Below are 20,292 nucleotides of genomic sequence, written 5' to 3'. Positions count from 1 at the left end.
AGCGCTAAACGCAAAAAATACCCAACCGGTTCTAAAACAAACACCCTGGCGCGGGGTGGAGCAGCCCGGTAGCTCGTCAGGCTCATAACCTGAAGGCCGCAGGTTCAAATCCTGCCCCCGCAACCAAAATCACATACAAAGCCCCGCAACAAAACGCGGGGCTTTTGTGTTTTGACAACCTCGCAAGGCAAAAGCCCGCTGTCGGGAAACGTGGGCCTCGAAGCGGCTGCGGCCGGATTGCGTTTTAACGGGAACCCTTTTCCCGAGCACGTCCGCCATGGAGTTGCAGCGGTGCCGTGAGATAAAGCAGTTATTCGCACACGGAAAAATCTTTCAACAGATTAAGCCTCGTGAAGGCGACCACTTCACGCAACGGTATTTCTCCAGTATTGATGCGTGCAAAGGTGGTGGGGAGACGGCCCGTCATGAGCACAGCAAGCGATGCGCGTTTCTGGGATCGGACGTCGCGGAAATATGCCTTGGGCAAGATCGCGGATCAGGCCGGCTATGAGCGCACGCTGGACCGGACCCGAGCTTTGCTTGGAACAAGTGACAAGGTGCTGGAGCTGGGTTGCGGCACGGGAACAACAGCGCTCAAGCTCGCAGGCGCTGTGCAGGGTTACGTCGCGACAGACTTCTCGGTCGGAATGATCGCGATTGCCGACGAAAAGCTTGCCGCTGCCCCGATCCCGGCTCTCACCTTCCGAACGGCGACTGCGCAGACGCTTGCCTCAGAGGCGGCGCGGTTCAACGTAGTTCTTGGTTTCAACTATCTCCATCTGGTTCGCGACCTGTCGGGCACGCTGCGCTCGATCCATACTCTGCTTGAGCCGGGAGGCTTGTTCATTTCCAAAACGCCTTGCGTGGGCGACATGAACCCGCTGATCCGGCTGGCGCTCTTGCCCGCGATGCGCGTGATCGGCATGGCGCCCTATGCGAGCGCCTTCGGGGCAACGGAACTGAGCCGGCAAATATCTGCCGCGGGCTTCGATATTCTTGCGGTCGAACGCCATGCCGCGAGGGGCAATGATAATCGTCCCTATATTGTGGCTCGCAAACGCATACAGCCATAAGGATCTCGCGCGGTTGCCCTTACGGTCGCGCCCCCCATTTCCAATTCCGGATTTCCGGCATGTCCTCACCATGTTCGCGCACGTAACCTTTGTGCAGGACCAGCTTCTCCTCGAAACTGTCGATCAGGGGAGCGGCGACATCATCGCTGATTGGCAGCCGCTTGACAGCGGCGATGGCCAGATGAAACCGGTCCAGTTCGTTGAGCACCGTCATATCGAAAGGCGTCGTCGTCGTTCCCTGTTCGATAAAACCGTGCACGTGGAAATTGGGATGATTGGTGCGTTTATAGACCAGTCGGTGAATGAGATAAGGATAGCCGTGATAGGCAAAGATGACGGGCCGGTTGGTGGTGAAAATCCGGTCGAATTCCTCGTCGGCAATGCCGTGCGGGTGGTGTTGCGGTGACTGGAGGACCATCAGGTCCACGACATTGACCACGCGGATGCGCAGATGGGGCAAGGACTGGCGCAGGAGATCGACCGCGGCAAGCGTTTCCATTGTCGGAACGTCCCCCGCGCAGGCCATGACGATATCCGGTTCCAGACCGTCCTCGGTTCCGGCCCAATCCCATATGCCGAGACCGGCTTCGCAATGACGCACGGCGTCGTCCATCGATAGCCATTGCGGCTCGGGCTGTTTCCCCGCCACGATAACGTTGACGCGATTCCAGGTCTTGAGGCAGTGATCGGTCACCCACAGCAGCGTATTGGCATCCGGCGGAAAATACACGCGGATGATATCGGCGCTTTTATTGGCCACCAGATCGACAAAGCCGGGGTCCTGATGCGAAAAGCCGTTATGATCCTGACGCCAGACATGAGACGTCAGAAGATAGTTGAGCGATGAAATCGGTTTTCGCCATTTCAGTTCGCGCGCGACTTGCAGCCATTTAGCGTGCTGGTTGAACATGGAATCCACAATATGGATGAAGGCTTCGTAGCAGGAGAAAAATCCGTGCCTTCCGGTGAGCAGATAGCCTTCCAGCCAGCCCTGACAGAGGTTCTCGCTCAGCACTTCCATGATGCGACCATCGGCTGAAAGGTGGTCGTCTATGTCGAGGGTTTCAGCCATCCATACGCGGTCGCTGGCGTCGAAGACGGCGCTCAGACGGTTCGAAGCGGTCTCATCGGGACCGAACACGCGGAAATTCTTTTCCGGCTCATTGAGCTTCAGCACGTCGCGCAGATATTCGCCGAGTATCTTGGTGGACTGCGCCTCAATCGCGCCCGGTTCGCTCACCTCGACGGCATATTGCCGGAAGTCGGGCGTATGCAATTCCTTGCGAAGCAAGCCGCCATTTGCGTGCGGATTGGCGCCCATGCGGAAATCGCCTTTCGGGGCCAGCGCGCGCAGCTCCGGCTTCAGCGCACCTTTCTCGTCAAACAGGTCCTCCGGATCATAGCTTCTCATCCAGTCTTCAAGAATTTTGCGATGGGCATCGTTTTCCCGGCAATTGGCAACGGGTACCTGATGCGAGCGCCAGAAATTCTCGACGACGAGCCCGTCGACTTCCTTCGGGCCTGTCCAGCCTTTCGGACTGCGCAGAATGATCATCGGCCAGCGCGGGCGATCCGGTGATTTTATATCGGCATTTTTCTTGATTTTCGCGATCTGCGTGAAGATCGTCTCGAGGGTTGCTGCCATCTGCTGATGCATGGCTTCGGGTTCGCTGCCCTCGACGAAGAAAGGCTCATAGCCGTAGCCTTTGAAAAGGCTGGCGAGGTCGTCATCGGAAAGACGCGCGAGGACGGTGGGATTTGCGATCTTGTAGCCGTTCAGATGAAGGATCGGCAGCACGGCACCGTCGCGTGCGGGATTGAGAAACTTGTTGGAATGCCACGAGGCGGCGAGCGTACCCGTTTCTGCTTCGCCATCGCCAACCACGCAGGCGACCACCAGGTCAGGGTTGTCGAAAGCGGCGCCATAGGCGTGGACGAGCGCATATCCCAGTTCCCCGCCTTCATGGATCGACCCCGGCGTTTCCGGCGCGACATGGCTTGGGACGCCGCCGGGAAAGGAAAACTGCCGGAACAGTCTGCGCATCCCTGCCTCATCCTCGCTGACGGTTGGATAGATTTCTGAATAGGAACCTTCCAGATAGGTGTTCGCGACCATGCCCGGACCGCCATGCCCCGGTCCGCATATGTAGATTATATCGGCTTCTCTTTCCGTGATGATGCGATTGAGGTGCGCATAAATGAAATTGAGGCCGGGCGTCGTGCCCCAGTGGCCGAGCAGTCTTGGCTTGATGTGCTGCGGCTCCAGCGGTTTGCGCAGCAGGGGATTGTCCATCAGGTAAATCTGCCCGACCGAAAGGTAGTTGGCCGCTTTCCAATAGCGATCTATCAGCGCAAGCTGCTGTGGTGTCAAAGGGCCTTGGACAGGTGCTTTGGTCATGCTGTGTCTCCTTCGCGGAATTGTCAGGCAGACGCGACGGGCACCGCTGCCGCGGTGTTCCGAAGGGCGTCCAGTGTCTGGGAGGCGATGATCTGTTCCTCATCGGTAGCAAGCACGAACGCCGCTACCTTGCAGGATGGTTTTGATATCCGAAAGGCATTGTTCTGGTTGGCGGAAGCGTCCATTTCCAAACCAAGCCATGAAAGACGCTCGCAGACCGCCTTGCGGATCGCGGGCTGATGTTCCCCGATACCTGCGGTGAAGATGAGGGCATCGAGACCGCCGAGCGTCGCGGCGAGCCGGCAGGTTTCGCCGGCAATGCGCGCGGTGAAAATATCGAGGGCTTCCCGCGCACGGGCATCGTCGCTTGCGAGCAGATCGCGCGTATCGCCGCTTATGCCGGACAGCCCAAGAAGACCGGAGCGATGATAGAGCAGGTCCGAAAGCGCGTCGGCTTTCATGTTTTCCTGCTGCAGCAGATGCAGAAGAACGCCCGGATCGAGCGTGCCGCAACGGGTCGCCATCGGAATACCGTCAAGCGTTGAAAAGCTCATGCTGGTGTCGACGCTTTTCCCTCCATCCATGGCGCACAGGCTTGCTCCGCTTCCCAGATGTGCGGCGACAATCTTCCCGCGGGCAAGTTCCGGCTCTTGCCGGGAAAAATTCTCGATGATGGATTGGTAGGACAAGCCATGAAAGCCATATCGCTTTATTCCGCGCTCATGGAGCGCACCGGGAACCGCAAAGCGCCTGACCTTATCCGCTATGGTCTGGTGGAAGGCGGTATCGAAGGAAGCCGCTTGGGGAAGATGGGGAAGGAGCTTGCGAACGGCCCTTATCAGAGCTGTGCTTTTCGGCTGGTGAAGCGGCGCGTAAATGGAAAGGCTCTCGATAGCCTCGATATGTTCGTCGTCCAGCAATATCGGCCCGGCAAATTCATCGCCGCCAAAGACGACGCGGTGGCCGATGGCAAGAATGTTTTCGGGGCTGACATGATCGGACAATCGCGCGAACAGTTCTTCCAGAATGCTGACGATATTCGCAGTCCCCGCAGAGGTCAGGGCAATGTCCAGCTTCACGTTTTCGCTGCGCAACCGAAAGGTCACAGGAGATGCGTTCAGGTCGATCTCGCCCCGCGCCAGTTTTCGAATTTGCTGTCCGTCGGAAGCGAATGTGCCGATCTTGACGCTTGAAGAACCGGCATTGAACGTAACAAGCTGCTGGTGCACGCCCGGCCTCTCCCTTGTTCGTGGCTGACGCATAACAAGATAGGGGAATGTTTCGGGCTGACGATATGTGCGGCGAAGATCATTGGGCGGAACCCGCACGCCGGACCGGCGCCGTGACAGTCATGCCACGGCGCCGTTATATCCGGATGAAATCTTCTGTTACAACTTTATAGGGAACAAAACCGCTCCGTGTTCATTTAATTCGAGCGTTCGTCCGGGAATCACCGGATGATTTACTGCGTCCAGGTTTCCGATCCTCACAAGTCGGGAGTTTGGGGGATATCGATTTTTCAACGATTGGAGTTCGTGATGGGGATTTTCGACAAGATTAAGAACGCGATTTGGGGAGAGGCGCAGGCAGCAACTCCTGCTACGGAAACGGCCACTTCGGCAGCGCCCACGCCAACCGCTTCGCCGAGCGCTGCTGCTCCGGCATCGTCCGCTCCGGCCTCGTCCGCGCCCGCTGCTGCTGGCACCGTCGACGTCGGCGCTATTCTTGATGCTGCCGTCGCCAAGAGCGGCCAGAAGCTCAACTGGAAGACTTCGATCGTCGATCTGATGAAGGCTCTGGGCCTCGACAGCAGCCTGGAACATCGCAAGGAGCTGGCCAAGGAGCTCGGCTATACCGGCGATACGGGCGATTCCGCGACGATGAATATGTGGCTGCACAAGCAGGTCATTCAGAAACTCAAGGATAACGGCGGCAAGGTGCCCGCCGGTTTGTAATCAGGAGGGTTCCCGATGGGAAGCGCAGGAATAGGCTGGATTGCGGCAATCATCATCGGCGGTCTTGCCGGCTGGATTGCCTCCAATTTCATGAACAGCAACACCGGGATATTCATGAATATTATCCTCGGTATCATCGGCGCAGCCGTGGCGAGTTTTATCTTCGGACTTCTCGGTGTTTCGTTCGGCGGCTGGCTGGGCTATCTGATCGCGGGCTTCATCGGCGCGTGCATTTTGATATGGGTCGGCCGATTGATAACTTAGCAAAAAGGCGCCGCGAGGCGCCTTTTTCGTATGCGGATCATTTCCGAGCCCGATGCTCCGCGAGAAAAATCCGGTCATCGCGATTGGAGCAGATCACCGCGAAGACGATCGCCAGGGCAGCCCCCAGAAACGTATCGAGGATACGTTCGGAAATCATGCCGTCGTGCGGGACTCCCGGTGTCGCCAGATAGGTCATCAGGAGCGCCATCGGCGTCACCAGGATCTGTCCCAGCGCATAATTGGTGCCGATGATGACCTCGGTGGCAAATTGCAGCCCGGCCAGAATTGCAATGACGGACCAGAGGCTGGGGCCTTGCGCGAGCACCAGCCACGTGAGCAAGGCGCCCAGAAGCGTACCCGCCATGCGCTGCAAGGCCCGGTTCATGCTGATATGCAGATGCGCGCCCTGCATCACCGCGACAGCGCCCATGGCAGCCCAGGCGGGATGCGCGGCGCCCAGAGCATGGGCGGTGAGGGCCGCAATCGCAGCGCCAAGCGCAATCCGGGCGGCGGCAATCAGCCGGTGCGAGGCCGGCCGCGGCGGCTCGGAGGGAAATGGCCGTTCCGGCGACGCCTGATGACGAAATTTTTCGGTCAGGGCGCAGATCAGGCAGGCGAGAACGGAGACGATTGCTGTCGCGGCGGTCCGTTCAAAAACATCGTGCAGCGATCCGACGGGTGCCATGGAGGCACCGGCTGCGAAGATGAATATGAGCGCGCCGGGCGGTCCGAATTTTCCGGTGACGGTTACGAAGGAGAATATGCCCGCAGAAAGCGCCAGCAACAGAAGCTGGCCGGGCAAGGGCAAACCGGCCCATGCTGCCAGCGACATGAAAAATACCGCCAGCGTCTGGCAGATCGCGCACAGGAAAACGATCCATTCGCGTTTTGCCTCGGGAGCGAACCGGCCAAACAGAGCGACGAGCGAGCCAAGCGAGGCAAAGCCGATCAGATGCGACCACGGCGACAGGCTGACCAGTGGAAGCGCGATCGCAACCGTGGCCGCAGCCTGAAGTCCCGCAAGCGACGAATTTCGGAGCGACGGCTGGCCCGCAAGAGCGATGCTTTCCCGAAACTGCTGTGGCTTCAACAGGTTACGGGCGGCATCGTACCGCCCGGAAAGAAAACCGTCCGCTTTCATTGTTCAGCATCCTGCTCGCGGTCGGATTGTATCTGTGACAGCCGGTGCTCGATGCTCTCGAAGCTGCGAAGCATGGTTTTAATGTCGTCGTCCGACAGGTCGGCCAGCATTTCTCTTTCACCCTTTGCCAGTTCCTGACGAATTTCAGCAACCCGCTTTTCCCCTTGCTCGGTCAGGTGAACCAGCCTTGCGCGGCTGTCCCTTTCATCGACGCGGCGTTCCGCCAGCCCCTGACGGCACAGAATGTCGAGAAGGCGCACGAGGCTGGAGCCATCTATCCCGACCAGTGCGGCCAGTTCCTTTTGCGTCAGGCCGCCGCCGGTCTGGTGAAGATGGACAAGCGGAACCCAGGTGGCATCGGTCAATCCGGCTTCGGCCAGCCGGATGTCGAGCGCACGCCGCCAGCGGCGCGCCAGCAGCGAAAAGCGAATGCCAAATTGCGAACGGGGAGTGTCTGAAATCATGCAATGATTAAGACACAAAATAATTTGAATTGCAAATCAAATTATAATGAAAGGACTGACGGGGAACCGCGGCGCGATTGCACAATGGCGCGGCGCTGAATGCAGCGCTCTGGAGCGCGGCGAGCGAAGACCGGAAAAGCAGTTCTTTCCGGGCGACAGAAGCCTTTCGAGCGCTTGCGACCGGCCCGCTGGCAAAACCGGCCAGACGCTCGGCAATCCGGTTGACGGGAATGCGTTAATTGTTCAGTTTTTATTGACCGGGTATATTAGGAAGACCGAACAAATAAATCCCGACACGGAGACCACATGGCCACTGAAGGACTTGGACAGACACTGGGGCCTGCTGTTGTCCTGCTCGCGGCCGGTGTTGTGGCGGTGCCGCTGTTTCGCAAGCTGGGTCTCGGTTCGGTGCTCGGATATTTCGCCGCCGGTGCTTTGGTCGGGCCGTCGGTTTTCGGCTTCTTCACCGATCCCGCGACGATCCTGCATTTTTCCGAACTTGGCGTGGTCATGTTTCTGTTCGTCATCGGATTGGAAATGCGTCCCGGCAAGCTCTGGGCAATGCGGCAGCAGATATTCGGTCTGGGTCTTGCGCAGGTTTTGGGCTGCATCACCCTTCTTACCGGCGCAGGCGTTCTTCTGGGCTTGCCGCCGATAACCGCTCTGATCGCGGGCTCCGGCTTTGTGCTCTCTTCCACGGCTGTCATCATGTCGATGTTGCAGGAGCGGGGGGAGATTGCCACGCCGGACGGTCAGAAGGCTGTCTCCATCCTCCTGCTCGAAGACCTGATGATCGTGCCGTTGCTGGCTCTCGTCGCGTTCCTTTCCCCTTCACAGCATGAATCGGGTGGAATCCTGGGCATTGCGACAGCCGCAGGCTCGATTTTGCTGCTGGTCGTTGTCGGGCGCTGGCTGCTCGATCCCTTCTTTTCCTTGCTCGCTCGCGCAAGGGCGCGCGAGGTGCTGACGGCCGGTGCGTTGATTGTTGTGCTTGGGGCTGCCTTGCTTATGGAAGCGAGCGGCCTTTCCATGGCGATGGGTGCTTTCCTGGCAGGGGTGATGCTGTCGGGTTCCAGTTACCGGCACCAGATCGAAAGCGACATCGAGCCGTTTAAAGGGCTCCTGATGGGGCTGTTCTTTCTGGCTGTCGGCATGTCGCTCGATCTTGGCGTGGTTGCATCGGACTGGCCCTCGGTTCTCATCTTCCTCGTCGCCTATGTGATCACCAAGGCAATCGGCATCTATGCTGTCGCCCGTATTTTCGGCTCCAGCCACCGCTCGGCGCTCGAACGGACGCTGCTTTTTGCGCAGGGCGGGGAATTCGCCTTCGTGCTTTATACATCTGCCTTTGGAAATGAGCTGATTTCGGCGCATGACAATGCGCTGTTCTCAACTGTCATCATTCTGTCGATGGCCGTGACGCCATTCGTTCTCATTCTGGGTTCCAGGCTCCTGCGCGAGGAAGCGCCATCTCTCGAAGGCGTTGAAACGGCGCGCAACCTGAAAGGCCGGGTGCTGATGATCGGCTTTGGACGCTTCGGGCAGATTGCATCGCAATTGCTGCTCGCACAAAGATCGGATGTCTCGATTATCGAAGCCGATCCCAATCGCATCCGCGAAGCAGGGCGGTTCGGTTTCAAGATATTCTACGGCGATGGATCGCGGCTCGACATTCTGCATCATTCAGGCGCGGATGAAGCGGAAATCATCATGGTATGCGTGGACGACCGGAAAACGGCTAACCGCATTGTCGAGCTGGCCAGGACGCATTTCCCGGCAGCAAAGCTCATGGTGCGTTCCTATTACCGTACGCATTCCATCGAGTTGTTGAAAGCGGGAGTGGATTTCGAACTGCGCGAAACATTCGAGTCCGCGCTGCTTTTCGGAAAGGAAGCGCTCTGCGAGCTGGGGCTGGACGATGTGGTCGCGGAGGATACGCTGCGCGATATTCGCTTGCGTGACGCGGAGCGACTCACAGCGCAGGTGCAGGGCAACATCTATTCCGGCACCGACCAGTTGCTGACAGGCGTTCCGGTTCCCGAACCTCTGACGCCTCCCGGCAAGATCACGAAACTTGCCGGCGATGCAACTGAATGACAGGATTGGAAGTGCGCCCGACGCAAAGCCGTTTCACACTTTCGCTGGAACTGCTCTAGTGACGGAGTGCCATCTGCAGCTCGGCCTGACGGCCCAGCATTGTCATCCATTCCGTATATTGCGGATTACGTTCGATCTGGCGTCCGTAATGCCTGCGCAATGCGCTGGTCAGCTCGCCTTTGCGGCCAAGCTGTTCGTCGGCAAAGCCGATCATCTGTGAATTCGGCCAAGCCTGCGGGCGAATGGCAACAAGGCGGGTGAAAAGGCTTTCAGCGCTCTCATCCGGATTGCCCTGCGCCATGAGTGAAACCATGGCCGCCGTCGAACGCGACACGCCCATATGGCAATGGACCAGCAGGTGGCCCGGCGCTTCCGGGTTTTGCGCAGCAAGAAATTCCGAGCCGAACTGGAGAATGGCGCTCATATGGTCGGGCGTCGGCATTGTGTGATTGTCGGCGGCGTTGATGATGTCGTGAAAGCGCAGCGTCACGCGATGATGCTGCTCGAAAGTCTGGAACGCATCCAGTTCAGGAAGGTCGGGATCGACCAGCGAAAGGACATGTGTGACTTTGCGCGCCCGCTGTTCGGGGAGTTCCTCGATCCCGCACACGGTCAACTGCGGGGCAAAATGCACGCTCATGCCAATCTCCTTGGATTTCGGTTATGCGAACTTGTTTATGAATCTGGCCATGAGATTGAAGCATTTTCTGGGCGCTCAATCCAGCGGCTATCCCGTGCTGGAGAGGCGTGAGCAGCAAGAGTGTGGCTCTCCCCTCGTATTCCTTTTGCAGCAACCACTTGCCGTGGCCGAACGGAGATCCGTGACCGCATCGGATGCCCGCCGCTCTAGCTGAACTCGCGATGTCTGGCGTTCTTTTGGGGAAGGGCGGCCTCACTTCCACGCAGGATCAGGTTGGCTCCAACCAGAATCTTTACCGGCGGCTGCGGTTCGGCAGTGTTGATCAAATCGTCGAGGACCGTGACGGCAAGATTTCCGATTTTTCGTTTGGAGACATCAACAGTTGTCAGGCCCGGTTCCATGGTCGCACTTTGCGGCAGATTATCGAAGCCGATCACTGAAACATCGTCAGGAATACGAAGTCCCTTGCCTTTCAGTGCCCGGATGAAACCATAGGCGATGATATCGTTCGTGCAGAAATAGCACTCGGCCAGATCGAGTCCTGAATGCAGCATCGCGCAGGTATCGCGATGAGCACCTTCATAGGTCGATTCAACCGAAAGGACATCGCGCTCCAGAACCTTCAGGTCCAGTCGCTGCATGTTCTTGAAAAATGCATCACGGCGAAGGCGGAAGTTTGTTGTCTCCGTATGGCTGGCAACGAAGCCGATCCGCGAAAGCCCAAGCTGCTTGAAGCGCGACAAAACCTTGAAGACGGCGTCCTCATTGTTCATATCGACGAAATTGGCTTCAATGACCTCATAAAATGTGTCGATAAAGACGGTGGGCAGACCAAGGCCCTGTATCATGTGGATGTCTGCCGCCGACAGCTCGGTCCCAAGCGCGATTACGCCGCGCACGGGTGCTCCGGCGAGCGATTCCGCCACTGCACTGATCGGTTGCCCGTCGAAGCTCACCACTTCTAGCGTGTAATTTCGGCGTGTCGCTTCCGAGGACATACCGTCGATATAGTCCGAGATAAAAACGCTGTGATCGCGGTTGACCGTTTCACCGTGTTTGGCAATCTTCAGAAAGCGGATCGTCTCTCCGCTGCTTGGCGCAGTCTTTGATGCGCGCGGAACATAGTTCAGCTTGGAAACAGCTTCGAGGACGCGCGCTCGCGTTTCGCCCGAAATTTCTCCCTTACCGTTGAGCACAAGAGAAACCGTTGCCGGGGAAACTCCGGCCGTCTCTGCGATGTCTCTTATCGTAAAAGACTTTTTCTTTTTCATGTGCTCCGCACGTTTGTAGGCAGTCGGTTGAGGATGGCAGGCTTCAGAAATGAAAGCGCCTGCGATTTGTATGACATCTGCTCTCGGGAACTTCAAATCCGTTAAGGGCATCAGATTCAATATGTTGCCGGCGTGAGCTCCAAATCAAGGATGAACGGGCTCCTTCTCCTTTCCAGCTGAATGCCCTTTTTCCATCATGATACGGGTCGATAGTTTAGTAAACAAATTGAACGCTTTTTAAACCGATTAGGGGAAAAATCCTCCACAGGCAATGGAAACTTGTAGATATTGCGCTTGACAGCGCTAAACCTTCTCGTCATTTATTTAGTGAATAAAAATTCTATTTACTAAACATGGTGGGAGGAGACCATGCAGAAGACAAGCAATCAGCTTGCCATGCTTGTTGTCATTAATCTGGGATTGCTCGCTCTTGGCGCGTATATCTCGGGAGGTTCCTTCCTTTCCCTGTTCAATCTGCAATCCATGGCCGGCCAGGTGCCGGAGATCGGACTTCTGGCAATCGGTGTCATGCTGGCCATGTGCGCTGGCAATGGCGGGATTGATCTTTCCGGGATCGCGCTAGCCAATTTGGCTGGTGTGCTTTCCGCGGTGGTCGTGTCGGTGTTCATCTCCAGCGCCGAAAACCAGATCGGTTTCAGCCTTGCCTTCATCGGGCTGGCGCTGGTGATTGGCCTCGCTGGCGGCATCATCAACGGCGTATTGATCGCGCGTTTCAATATCACTCCGATCCTTTGCACGCTCGGCACGCAGATGGCTTTCACGGGACTTGCGGTTGTTGTTTCGGGTGGACGCGCGGTCATGGTCGGCAGCCCCGATCTTCTGTCGCGGATCGGCAACGACATGTTTCTGGCAGTTCCGATCAGCTTCCTCATCTTCATCGCCATAGCGGCGTTGATCGCTGCGGTCGTGCGCTTCACGCCCTACGGTTACTGGCTCATGCTGATGGGAACCAATCCGAAAGCCGCCGTCTTCGCCGGTTTCCCGCGCAATGGGGTTCTGGTTGCCACCTATGCGACCAGTGGCCTGCTGGCGGGGTTGGCTGGCGTCATCATCGCTGCACGCAATGTTAATGTGAAGTTCGACTATGGCAGCTCATATCTTCTGGTCGCCATTCTCATCGCCGTCATGGCGGGTGTTAAGCCCGAAGGCGGCTATGGCCGGGTGATCTGCGTGGTGCTGAGTGCGGTCGCACTGCAGCTTATGTCCAGCCTGCTCAACTTCGGTGGCCTTTCCAATTTTGTCCGCGACTTTGCCTGGGGCCTGCTGCTGCTCGCATTCCTCGCAGTCGGAAAATACGACATCGCGGGATTCTTTACCCTCGGCAACCGCCAGAAGGGGAACATCGGTGCGCATCCCTCAGGCACCCGAGCATAGACACTGGGGGATAATAAGTGTGGAGGAAATAATGAAAGCAAAAACAAAAAAACTGCTCGCTGGCACGATCATTGGCGCGGCTGTTGTTGCAGGCAGCGCCGGCACGCTCGTTGCACAGGAAAAGCCGGTTATCGCAACCGTCGTCAAGATCAGCGGTATTCCGTGGTTCGACCGCATGAATACCGGTGTCGAAGCCTATCAGAAGGCAAATCCCGATGTGGTCGCAACGCAGAGCGGTCCTGCAACGTCTGACGCCGCGCAGCAGCTCCAGATTGTACAGGATCTCGTCGCCAAGGGCGTAAACGCTCTGGCAGTCGTGCCGATGGACCCGGCTGTTCTCGAAGGCACCTTCAAGCGCGCCATGGAACGCGGCATCGTTGTGGTGACCCATGAGGCCGACAACCAGGTCAACACCATGGCCGACGTTGAAGCATTCGATAACGCCGACTACGGCTCTGCCCTCAACGAACGTCTGGCAGAATGCATGGGCAAGAGCGGCAAGTGGACCACTTTCGTTGGCTCGCTCGGCAGCCGCACGCATATGCAGTGGGTTGGCGCTGGCGAAGAAAATGCCAAGAAATATCCTGATATGCAGCTTGTCGATCCGAACAATGAATCCTTCGACGACGCCAACGGCACCTATGAAAAGGCCAAAGAAATCCTGCGCAAGCACCCTGACCTGAAGGGCTTCCAGACCTCTGCCGGCAACGATGTTCTCGGCGTCGGTCGTGCGATCGATGAAGCTGGTTTGAGCGGCAAGGTTTGCCTGGTCGGCACTGGTCTGCCAAATCCGTCGGCTGATCTTCTGGAATCGGGTGCGATCACTGCAATCGGCTTCTGGGATCCCCAGAAGGCCGGTATGGCCATGAACGCGCTTGCCCGCATGTTCCTTGAAAAGAAGGAAGTGAAGGACGGCACCGATCTGGGCGTTGAAGGCTATAACAGCGTCCGCGTGAAGAAGGGTGCAGGCGAAGGCCTTCTCGTCATCGGCAACGGCATGGTTCTCGCTGACAAGGCCACCTACAAGGAACATTTGTTCTAAAAGCACCACAGCAGGCTGACCGGTCATCGCATGTGGACGTCGTTCAGCCACATGCGACGGTGTCAGAAGCCCGGATGCTCTGCTGCATCCGGGTGCCTGGACCGAGTGAACCACTAAAAAAATCAAGACATTAGCGGGCGGCTGTTACAGCCAACCGATCCTACAGCCAGCCCGGTTGCTTTTGTGATCCGCGCGGCGACAAAGGAATTCAACGTGTCAACCAAGACGACGAATGGGACGAGCAACGACCGGTCTTCGGATCGTTATCTCGAACTGCGCAACATCCATAAGCGGTTTGGCGGCGTTCACGCGCTGCGCGGCATTGATCTGACAATCGACCTTGGGCAGGCCTATCATCTGCTGGGCGAAAATGGTTGCGGCAAGAGCACCGTCATCAAGATCATGTCCGGCGCGCATGCACCCAGCGAAGGCGAGATTATTCTCGATGGCAAGACCTATGCGGCGCTGAATCCGATCCAGTCGCTCGCCGCCGGCATCGAGACCGTCTATCAGGATCTGTCGCTTATTCCCAACCAGACTGTTGCCGAAAATGTAGCGCTGAATGAGCAGCTCGTCGAAGGCAATGGCCGACTGTTTCGCAGGGTCAAGCTTTCGCAGCTTCGTGAGACCGCGGAGCGCGCATTGAGCACGGTCGGTCTTCCGACCGATAAAGCCTTCCTGAACACGATCGTTTCCGAGCTGCCGCTTGCCACGCGCCAGCTTGTTGCCATCTCGCGCGCCATTGCAACGCGGGCCAAGCTCGTCATCATGGACGAGCCAACGACATCGCTGACCCGTCGTGAAGTGGACAATCTGATTGAAGTGGTCGAGCGCCTGCGCGCCGAACGCGTTGCCGTGCTTTTCGTGACCCACAAGCTTGATGAATGCTATCGCATCGGTGGCAATGCGGTCGTTTTCCGCGATGGCCAGTGCGTGGCACAAGGCCCTATCGAAAACTACACCAAGAAGCAGCTTTCCGAACTGATGATCGGCAGGGAAATCGATGCGGAGCGTTATCGCACGGCGCAGCCCGGCGATGCCGAACTGCTCAAGCTCGAGAGCCTTACCGCATCCAGCTTCAGGGATATCGGCTTTACGCTACGCAAAGGCGAAATCCTCGGCATTACAGGCCTTGCGGATTCCGGCCGTAACGAGCTTGCCATGGCGATCACCGGCGTTATGCCTGCCGACAGAGGCTCGATCCATCTGGAAGGGGCGATAGCTAAAGTCAGCACCCCGGCGGAGGCCATTGAGCGTGGTATTGGCTATGTGCCGGAAGACCGGCTTGCAGAAGGCCTTTTCCTCGACAAGTCGATCTTTCAGAACGAAATCGCGCTGATCTTCAAAAAGCTCTGCAACAGCCTCGGCATCGTCGATCAGAAAGAGGGCCGGAATATCGCCGCTTCGCTGATGAAAGAGATGCGGCTGAACACCACCGATCTCGACCTGCCGGTTGGCGCGCTTTCGGGCGGCAACCAGCAGCGCGTCCTGATCGGCCGCTGGTTGAGCATTGGCCCGAAGCTGCTGGTGCTGCACGGCCCGACCGTCGGCGTCGATGTGGGATCGAAAGACACGATTTACCGTGCAATTCAAGCGCTGGCCGAGGCCGGCATGGGCCTTATCATTGTCAGCGACGATCTGCCTGAACTTTTGCAGAATGCAGACCGCATTCTCGTCATGAACGCGGGCAGCATCGTGGCAGAGTTCGATGCGGCACAGGCCACCGAAGATCAGCTCTATCAAGCCATGATGTCGTCGCAGAAGGAATATGTCCAATGAGTGCGTCGCAATATCAGCAGGATTTGGGCCAAAAGGATTTGGCTCGCGCCCAACCTTTCAAGCTGGGTGAATTCATTCGCAGGCGCCCGGAATCGATCACCTTCTTTCTGCTCGTGGCAATCTGCACGATTGTTTCAGTCATCAACCCGGCTTTCCTCCAAGCATCTACGCTGATCGATATTGGTCGTGCGAGTGTGGTGATGGGGCTGTTCGCACTTGGCGTTTTCATCATTCTCGCCGCAGGCGGCATCGATGTTTCGTTTACGGCCATTGCTGCCACCACGGTCTATTCACTGACGCTTCTTGTGCAGTCTTATATGCCGGAACTGCCGATCATCTTCATCATTCTGATGGCGATCGCGGGCGGCATTTTCCTTGGGGTTCTCAACGGTCTGCTGGTGCATCACCTCAATGTGCCGTCGTTGATCGTCACCATCGGCACGCAATATCTTTTCCGCGGCTTCCTGCTTGCCTTTGTCGGCACCGTCTGGATCATGTCCCTGCCTCCGACAATGGGTGCCTTCGGTCGTCTGCCGCTGTTTCAGTTTGAATCGGCAACCGGCGCCACCATCACCATGCCGTTCTATTTTCTGGTGCTGCCCGCGGCTGCAATCCTAACCTGGTGGATATTGAACCGTACCTTGATGGGCCGCGCGATTTTCGCGATGGGCGGCAACAGCCAGATTGCTGCCCGCCTTGGCTATAATCTGCGTACCATTCATATCTTTCTGTTCGGCTATGCAGGTGGTCTGGCGGGGCTGGCGGGCATCATCCATGTCTGCGCCAATCGCCAGTCGAGCCCTTTCGACTTCGTCGGGACAGAGATCAGCGTCATCGCCGCTGTGGTTCTGGGCGGCGCGCGCATCACCGGCGGAACCGGCACCGTCGTCGGCACACTTCTCGGCGTGCTGCTCATCACCGTCATAAACAGTGTTCTGGTGCTCGTGGGCATTCCCAGCACATGGCAGCGTCTCGTCGTGGGCTGCTTCATCCTGCTGGCTGCAGCCTTCTTCGTCACCCGCCAACGCAAGAAATAACCCGATACTCTCAAGAGGAAATCATGAAGAAATTCCTGAACGATCCCGTCAATTTCGTGGATGAGATGCTCGAAGGCATCTATCGGGCGCATCCCGAACTTACATTTGTCGACAATGACAAGCGTTGCATGGTTACAGCCAATACCAAGCCCGGCAAGGTCGGTATTGCGACGGGCGGCGGCTCCGGTCACCTGCCTCTGTTCCTCGGCTACATCGGCGAAGGCATGATTGATGGCGCGGCTGTCGGCGGCGTGTTCCAATCGCCAAGCTCGGAGCAGATGTATCAGGTCACCAAGGCTATCGATCAGGGCGCTGGTGTTCTCTACATTTACGGTAACTACAGCGGCGACATCATCAATTTCGATATGGCCGCAGAACTTGCCGATCTCGATGGCATCACCGTGAAGCAGGTTGTCGGCAATGATGACGTGGCTTCCTCTGTTGTCGGTGAAGAACACAAGCGTCGCGGCGTTGCCGGTATCTTCTTCGTCTATAAGGCTGCCGGTGCAGCTGCCGCCAATGGCCTGTCGCTCGACGAAGTGATGCGACTTGCGGACAAGGCGCGCCTGCGCACACGCACGATGGGTGTAGCTCTTTCCAGCTGCGTTGTGCCGGAAATCGGTCACGCCACCTTCTCCATCGGTGAAGACGAAATGGAAATCGGCATGGGCATCCATGGCGAACCGGGCATCAGCCGCAAGAAGCTTGCCAGCGCAGATGCAGTCATTGACGAGTTGATGGAGCGCATTTTCGCTGAACAGACCTATGCCAAGGGCGATGAAGTTGCCGTGCTGGTCAACGGCCTTGGCGGCACACCGCTGGAAGAGCTTTACATCATGTTCCGCCGGGTTTCGCAGCTGTTTGATCAGCGTGGCGTCAAGGTCAGGCACGTTTGGGTCGGAGAATTTGCCACTTCCATGGAAATGGCCGGGGCATCGGTTTCGGTGCTGCACCTCGACGAAGAACTGGAACCGTTGATCGCGGCTTCTGCCAACACGCCATTCTTCAAGCATTTTGCAGGTTGAGGAGCAGTCATGAACGTCATTACTGCATCTGATCTCATCAGTCTTTTCGACAACTGGAAGCAACTTTTTGCAGAACAGCGCGAGTTCCTTATCGCGCTGGACGGCAAGGTTGGCGACAGCGATCTTGGCATCACCATGAGCAAGGCTTTTGCCGCCGCTGCCGAAGCTCTTCATGCCGAAGGCGAGGCGGCAGGCATCGCGAAGCTTCTGCGCACGGCTGGCGTCACCATGGCGCGCGTTGCGCCATCCACTATGGGCACACTGACTGCAACCGGCTTTTTGCGGGCGAGCAAGGCCTGTGACGGCATTGACGCGCTGGACACGGCAGAGATCGCCGCTTTCTGGCGCGCCTACCGCGATGGCATCGCCGAGCGCGGCAAGGCGAAGGTCGGCGACAAGACACTGCTCGATGTGCTGGACCCGATTGCTGTAACGCTTGAAGCCCAAACCACAGCGGGTGCCTCGCTGGCAAATGCGCTTGCTGCCGCTGCCAAAGCCGCCGAAGATGCGCTGGAAGCGACCAAGACGATGGTGGCCCAACACGGCAAGGCCGCAGCTTTTCAGGAAAAGACTGTCGGACTTCAAGATGCAGGCGCGACGGTAGGAATGCTGCTGATTACAAGCATGTCAGCTTTCGTTTCCGCTAGCTAACAAACAGGCTGATACTCCTACTACATGGAAAAGCCCCGGGCCGGACGCTCGGGGCTTTTGTAATTTCCGGCCGATGCTGGTCCGTTGTATCAGGAGTTTCCGACAGGCAACTGGTTCAGCAAGGCAAACAGAATGGCCGAAAGTATCGCCGCGGCGGGAACCGTTACCACCCAGGCTGCGGCAATCGTCAGCGCGTGAGAACGGCGGACCAGCTTGCGGCGGCGACGCTCTTCAACCGGGATGGATTCAGGCGGCAGGGCTTGACGAGCCTTCTTCAACCGGCGTTCCGTATCCCATTCGCGAAAGAACCCGACGCCAAAGATCGCACCGATGGCGATGTGGGTCGAACTGACGGGCAACCCCAGCCAACTGGCCAGAATGACGGTAATCGCAGCCGAAAGCGACACGCAATAGGCCCGCATCGGATTGAGCTTGGTGATCTGGTTGCCAACCATCCGGATAAGTTTGGGGCCAAACAGGCACAGGCCAAACGAAATGCCACAAGCGCCGATCAGCATGACCCAGAGCGGAATCTCGACACCTTCATTCAATGCGCCGGTCTGTGACGTCTGAACGATGGCCGCGAGCGGCCCGACGGCATTGGCCACGTCGTTTGCGCCGTGGGCGAAGCTTAGCAGCGCCGCCGAAACGACCAACGGGATGCTGAACAGCACTTTGAGTGACTTGTTGCGATTTTCGAGCCCCTGCGACTGGCGGCGAATGACCGGGATCAAGGTTAGCCAGCTTGCAAGCCCGAAAGCCACGCCGATCATCAAGGCGACTTCGATCGATATATCGACCAGCTGTTTCAGCCCCTTCATGATGAGATAGGTTGCAAAAGTGCCAGCCATAACACCGACAAGGATAGGCACCCATACGCGCGCGGCCGCGATTTTATCTGCACGATAGACAATGCGGGCCTTGATCAGCCAAAGAAAGCCGGCGGCGATGATCGCGCCCAGCACAGGCGAAATAACCCAGCTTGCCGCAATGGCGGCCATCTGCGACCAGTTCACCGCCCCAAAGCCAGCCGCAACGATGCCCGCGCCGACGACGCCGCCGACAACCGCATGGGTGGTCGAAACCGGAGCGCCGATCCAGGTGGCAAGATTGACCCAGAGCGCCGAGGCGAGCAACGCTGCCATCATCGCCCAGATGAACATGACCGGGGTTGCAAGCGTATCGGGCGCGATGATGCCGGTTGCAACCGTCGAGACGACATCCGCGCCTGCAATAAGCGCGCCCGCACTTTCAAAAACGGCAGCAATCGCAATCGCGCCACCCATGCTCAGCGCATTGGCGCCCACTGCCGGACCCATGTTGTTGGCAACGTCATTGGCGCCGATATTCAACGCCATGTAGGCGCCAAAGACGGCTGCTGCGACGACGATGAGCATCTGGCTGGAATGACCAAGCAGCATCGCCGCTCCAAGCCCGGCAAGCATGATGAAAACAAGAGCGATGCCGGGTGCCACGAGTGGACGGGATACATAGCTCGCCGCCGTTTCCAGCTTGGCGAAGCGGCCAAGGTCACGATCAAGAGTCTCCAGATGCCGAGCTTCGAGATCTTCGTTTGCCATGATTTACTCTTGATTTCTAATAGGGCGCACCGGGTAACGCGGTCGCTGGAGGATCGATCCATTGCAGGAATGTGACAGGTGTTTAAATGCGGCGATTTTCAAAAGTCAATGATTCGAGTCCGCGCCGGCTGTGAGGTGCTGGCGGGGAAAAGGAAATAAGCCGGAACTAATTTGTTGCGCGACCTTGTTTTGGACAAGATGTGCACCTATATGGGGATCACGGCATTGCTCAAGAGCGCTGGAACGCATCTGTCGCTCGCAATAGCCTTCATCGCTTGATGCTTTTGACCACGGATGTACTGGCACTGGTAGGAAAGCGATGATCAGGAAGGTCGGTGCGTTTTCGCCCCGGCCTTATACATTTGAGGCCGGAACGGTAAACTTCGTTCCGGCCTCGTTTGTCATTGGGGTGAATGCAACACCGCACTGACGGCTGCAAAGAGGTTGGGTCATGCCCGGCAGGAACTTTCGTTCGTAAAA

The 20,292-nt window shown here is 57.6% G+C and carries 17 protein-coding genes, 1 tRNA gene and 1 pseudogene; 12 read left to right on the top strand and 7 right to left on the bottom strand.

What is annotated here, in order from left to right:
• The first annotated feature begins 49 nt into the window (after positions 1 to 49).
• Positions 50 to 126, top strand: a tRNA-Met gene (locus F9K78_RS21500).
• A 299-nt stretch (positions 127 to 425) separates the two neighbouring features.
• A complete protein-coding gene (locus F9K78_RS21495; protein WP_121981853.1) occupies positions 426 to 1,073 on the top strand; it encodes a class I SAM-dependent methyltransferase in 648 nt (215 codons plus the stop codon).
• Positions 1,074 to 1,092: 19 nt separating this feature from the next.
• Here F9K78_RS21495 and F9K78_RS21490 read toward each other — a convergent pair whose 3' ends face one another.
• Entirely contained in the window at positions 1,093 to 3,471 is a 2,379-nt protein-coding gene (locus F9K78_RS21490; RefSeq protein WP_121981854.1) for a phosphoketolase family protein, read from the bottom strand.
• Positions 3,472 to 3,494: 23 nt separating this feature from the next.
• The gene (locus F9K78_RS21485) at positions 3,495 to 4,700 is read right to left on the bottom strand and encodes an acetate/propionate family kinase (protein WP_121981855.1); all 1,206 of its coding nucleotides are present in this window, start codon (positions 4,698 to 4,700) and stop codon (positions 3,495 to 3,497) included.
• Positions 4,701 to 5,009: 309 nt separating this feature from the next.
• Here F9K78_RS21485 and F9K78_RS21480 point away from each other — a divergent pair, with 309 nt between their 5' ends.
• Entirely contained in the window at positions 5,010 to 5,426 is a 417-nt protein-coding gene (locus tag F9K78_RS21480) for a DUF3597 domain-containing protein (RefSeq protein ID WP_121981856.1), read from the top strand.
• Between the two features lie 15 nt (positions 5,427 to 5,441).
• Positions 5,442 to 5,690 (top strand): GlsB/YeaQ/YmgE family stress response membrane protein, encoded by a 249-nt coding sequence (locus F9K78_RS21475; RefSeq protein ID WP_121981857.1) that lies wholly within the window; start codon positions 5,442 to 5,444, stop codon positions 5,688 to 5,690.
• Between the two features lie 37 nt (positions 5,691 to 5,727).
• Here the strand turns inward: F9K78_RS21475 and F9K78_RS21470 are convergent, their stop codons facing one another.
• Both F9K78_RS21470 and F9K78_RS21465 read right to left on the bottom strand, forming a co-directional pair.
• A complete protein-coding gene (locus F9K78_RS21470) occupies positions 5,728 to 6,831 on the bottom strand; it encodes an FUSC family protein (protein WP_121981858.1) in 1,104 nt (367 codons plus the stop codon).
• Positions 6,828 to 7,295 carry a MarR family winged helix-turn-helix transcriptional regulator gene (locus F9K78_RS21465; protein WP_121981859.1) on the bottom strand — a complete coding sequence of 156 codons (468 nt, stop codon included), beginning with the start codon at positions 7,293 to 7,295 and terminating at the stop codon, positions 6,828 to 6,830. Before F9K78_RS21465 ends, F9K78_RS21470 begins: the two co-directional genes overlap by 4 nt.
• Positions 7,296 to 7,363: 68 nt before the next feature.
• Between F9K78_RS21465 and F9K78_RS22295 the strand changes: the two are divergent.
• Positions 7,364 to 7,534: pseudogene (locus tag F9K78_RS22295) on the top strand (hypothetical protein); the annotation flags it as partial.
• Positions 7,535 to 7,601: 67 nt separating this feature from the next.
• Entirely contained in the window at positions 7,602 to 9,392 is a 1,791-nt protein-coding gene (locus F9K78_RS21460; protein WP_151682733.1) for a monovalent cation:proton antiporter-2 (CPA2) family protein, read from the top strand.
• Positions 9,393 to 9,447: 55 nt separating this feature from the next.
• Here the strand turns inward: F9K78_RS21460 and F9K78_RS21455 are convergent, their stop codons facing one another.
• A complete protein-coding gene (locus tag F9K78_RS21455; RefSeq protein WP_121981861.1) occupies positions 9,448 to 10,032 on the bottom strand; it encodes a tyrosine phosphatase family protein in 585 nt (194 codons plus the stop codon).
• Between the two features lie 206 nt (positions 10,033 to 10,238).
• Positions 10,239 to 11,303: a LacI family DNA-binding transcriptional regulator gene (locus F9K78_RS21450; protein WP_121981863.1), complete on the bottom strand. Its 1,065-nt coding sequence runs from the start codon at positions 11,301 to 11,303 to the stop codon at positions 10,239 to 10,241.
• 369 nt (positions 11,304 to 11,672) lie between these two features.
• On the opposite strand from F9K78_RS21450, the gene F9K78_RS21445 reads away from it, so the two are divergent.
• The 6 genes from F9K78_RS21445 to F9K78_RS21420 all read left to right on the top strand — a co-directional run bounded on the left by F9K78_RS21445 (position 11,673) and on the right by F9K78_RS21420 (position 18,232).
• Positions 11,673 to 12,698: an ABC transporter permease gene (locus F9K78_RS21445; RefSeq protein ID WP_121981864.1), complete on the top strand. Its 1,026-nt coding sequence runs from the start codon at positions 11,673 to 11,675 to the stop codon at positions 12,696 to 12,698.
• A gap of 31 nt (positions 12,699 to 12,729) precedes the next feature.
• Positions 12,730 to 13,740, top strand: a complete 1,011-nt coding sequence (locus F9K78_RS21440) for a substrate-binding domain-containing protein (RefSeq protein WP_121981865.1) — start codon at positions 12,730 to 12,732, stop codon at positions 13,738 to 13,740.
• A gap of 213 nt (positions 13,741 to 13,953) precedes the next feature.
• Entirely contained in the window at positions 13,954 to 15,519 is a 1,566-nt protein-coding gene (locus F9K78_RS21435; RefSeq protein ID WP_121981866.1) for a sugar ABC transporter ATP-binding protein, read from the top strand.
• Entirely contained in the window at positions 15,516 to 16,556 is a 1,041-nt protein-coding gene (locus F9K78_RS21430; protein ID WP_121981867.1) for an ABC transporter permease, read from the top strand. Before F9K78_RS21435 ends, F9K78_RS21430 begins: the two co-directional genes overlap by 4 nt.
• A 23-nt stretch (positions 16,557 to 16,579) precedes the next feature.
• Entirely contained in the window at positions 16,580 to 17,581 is a 1,002-nt protein-coding gene (locus F9K78_RS21425; protein ID WP_121981868.1) for a dihydroxyacetone kinase subunit DhaK, read from the top strand.
• Positions 17,582 to 17,590: 9 nt separating this feature from the next.
• Positions 17,591 to 18,232, top strand: a complete 642-nt coding sequence (locus F9K78_RS21420; RefSeq protein ID WP_121981869.1) for a dihydroxyacetone kinase family protein — start codon at positions 17,591 to 17,593, stop codon at positions 18,230 to 18,232.
• An 89-nt stretch (positions 18,233 to 18,321) separates the two neighbouring features.
• Here the strand turns inward: F9K78_RS21420 and F9K78_RS21415 are convergent, their stop codons facing one another.
• Complete coding sequence (locus F9K78_RS21415; protein WP_121981870.1) at positions 18,322 to 19,812, bottom strand: inorganic phosphate transporter; 1,491 nt, start codon at positions 19,810 to 19,812, stop codon at positions 18,322 to 18,324.
• Positions 19,813 to 20,292 lie beyond the last annotated feature (480 nt).

Source organism: Brucella pseudintermedia (assembly GCF_008932435.1).
GTDB classification, from domain to species: domain Bacteria; phylum Pseudomonadota; class Alphaproteobacteria; order Rhizobiales; family Rhizobiaceae; genus Brucella; species Brucella pseudintermedia.
The sequence above is the reverse complement of the archived record's forward strand: the minus strand, read 5'-3'. Positions and strand labels throughout refer to the sequence as shown.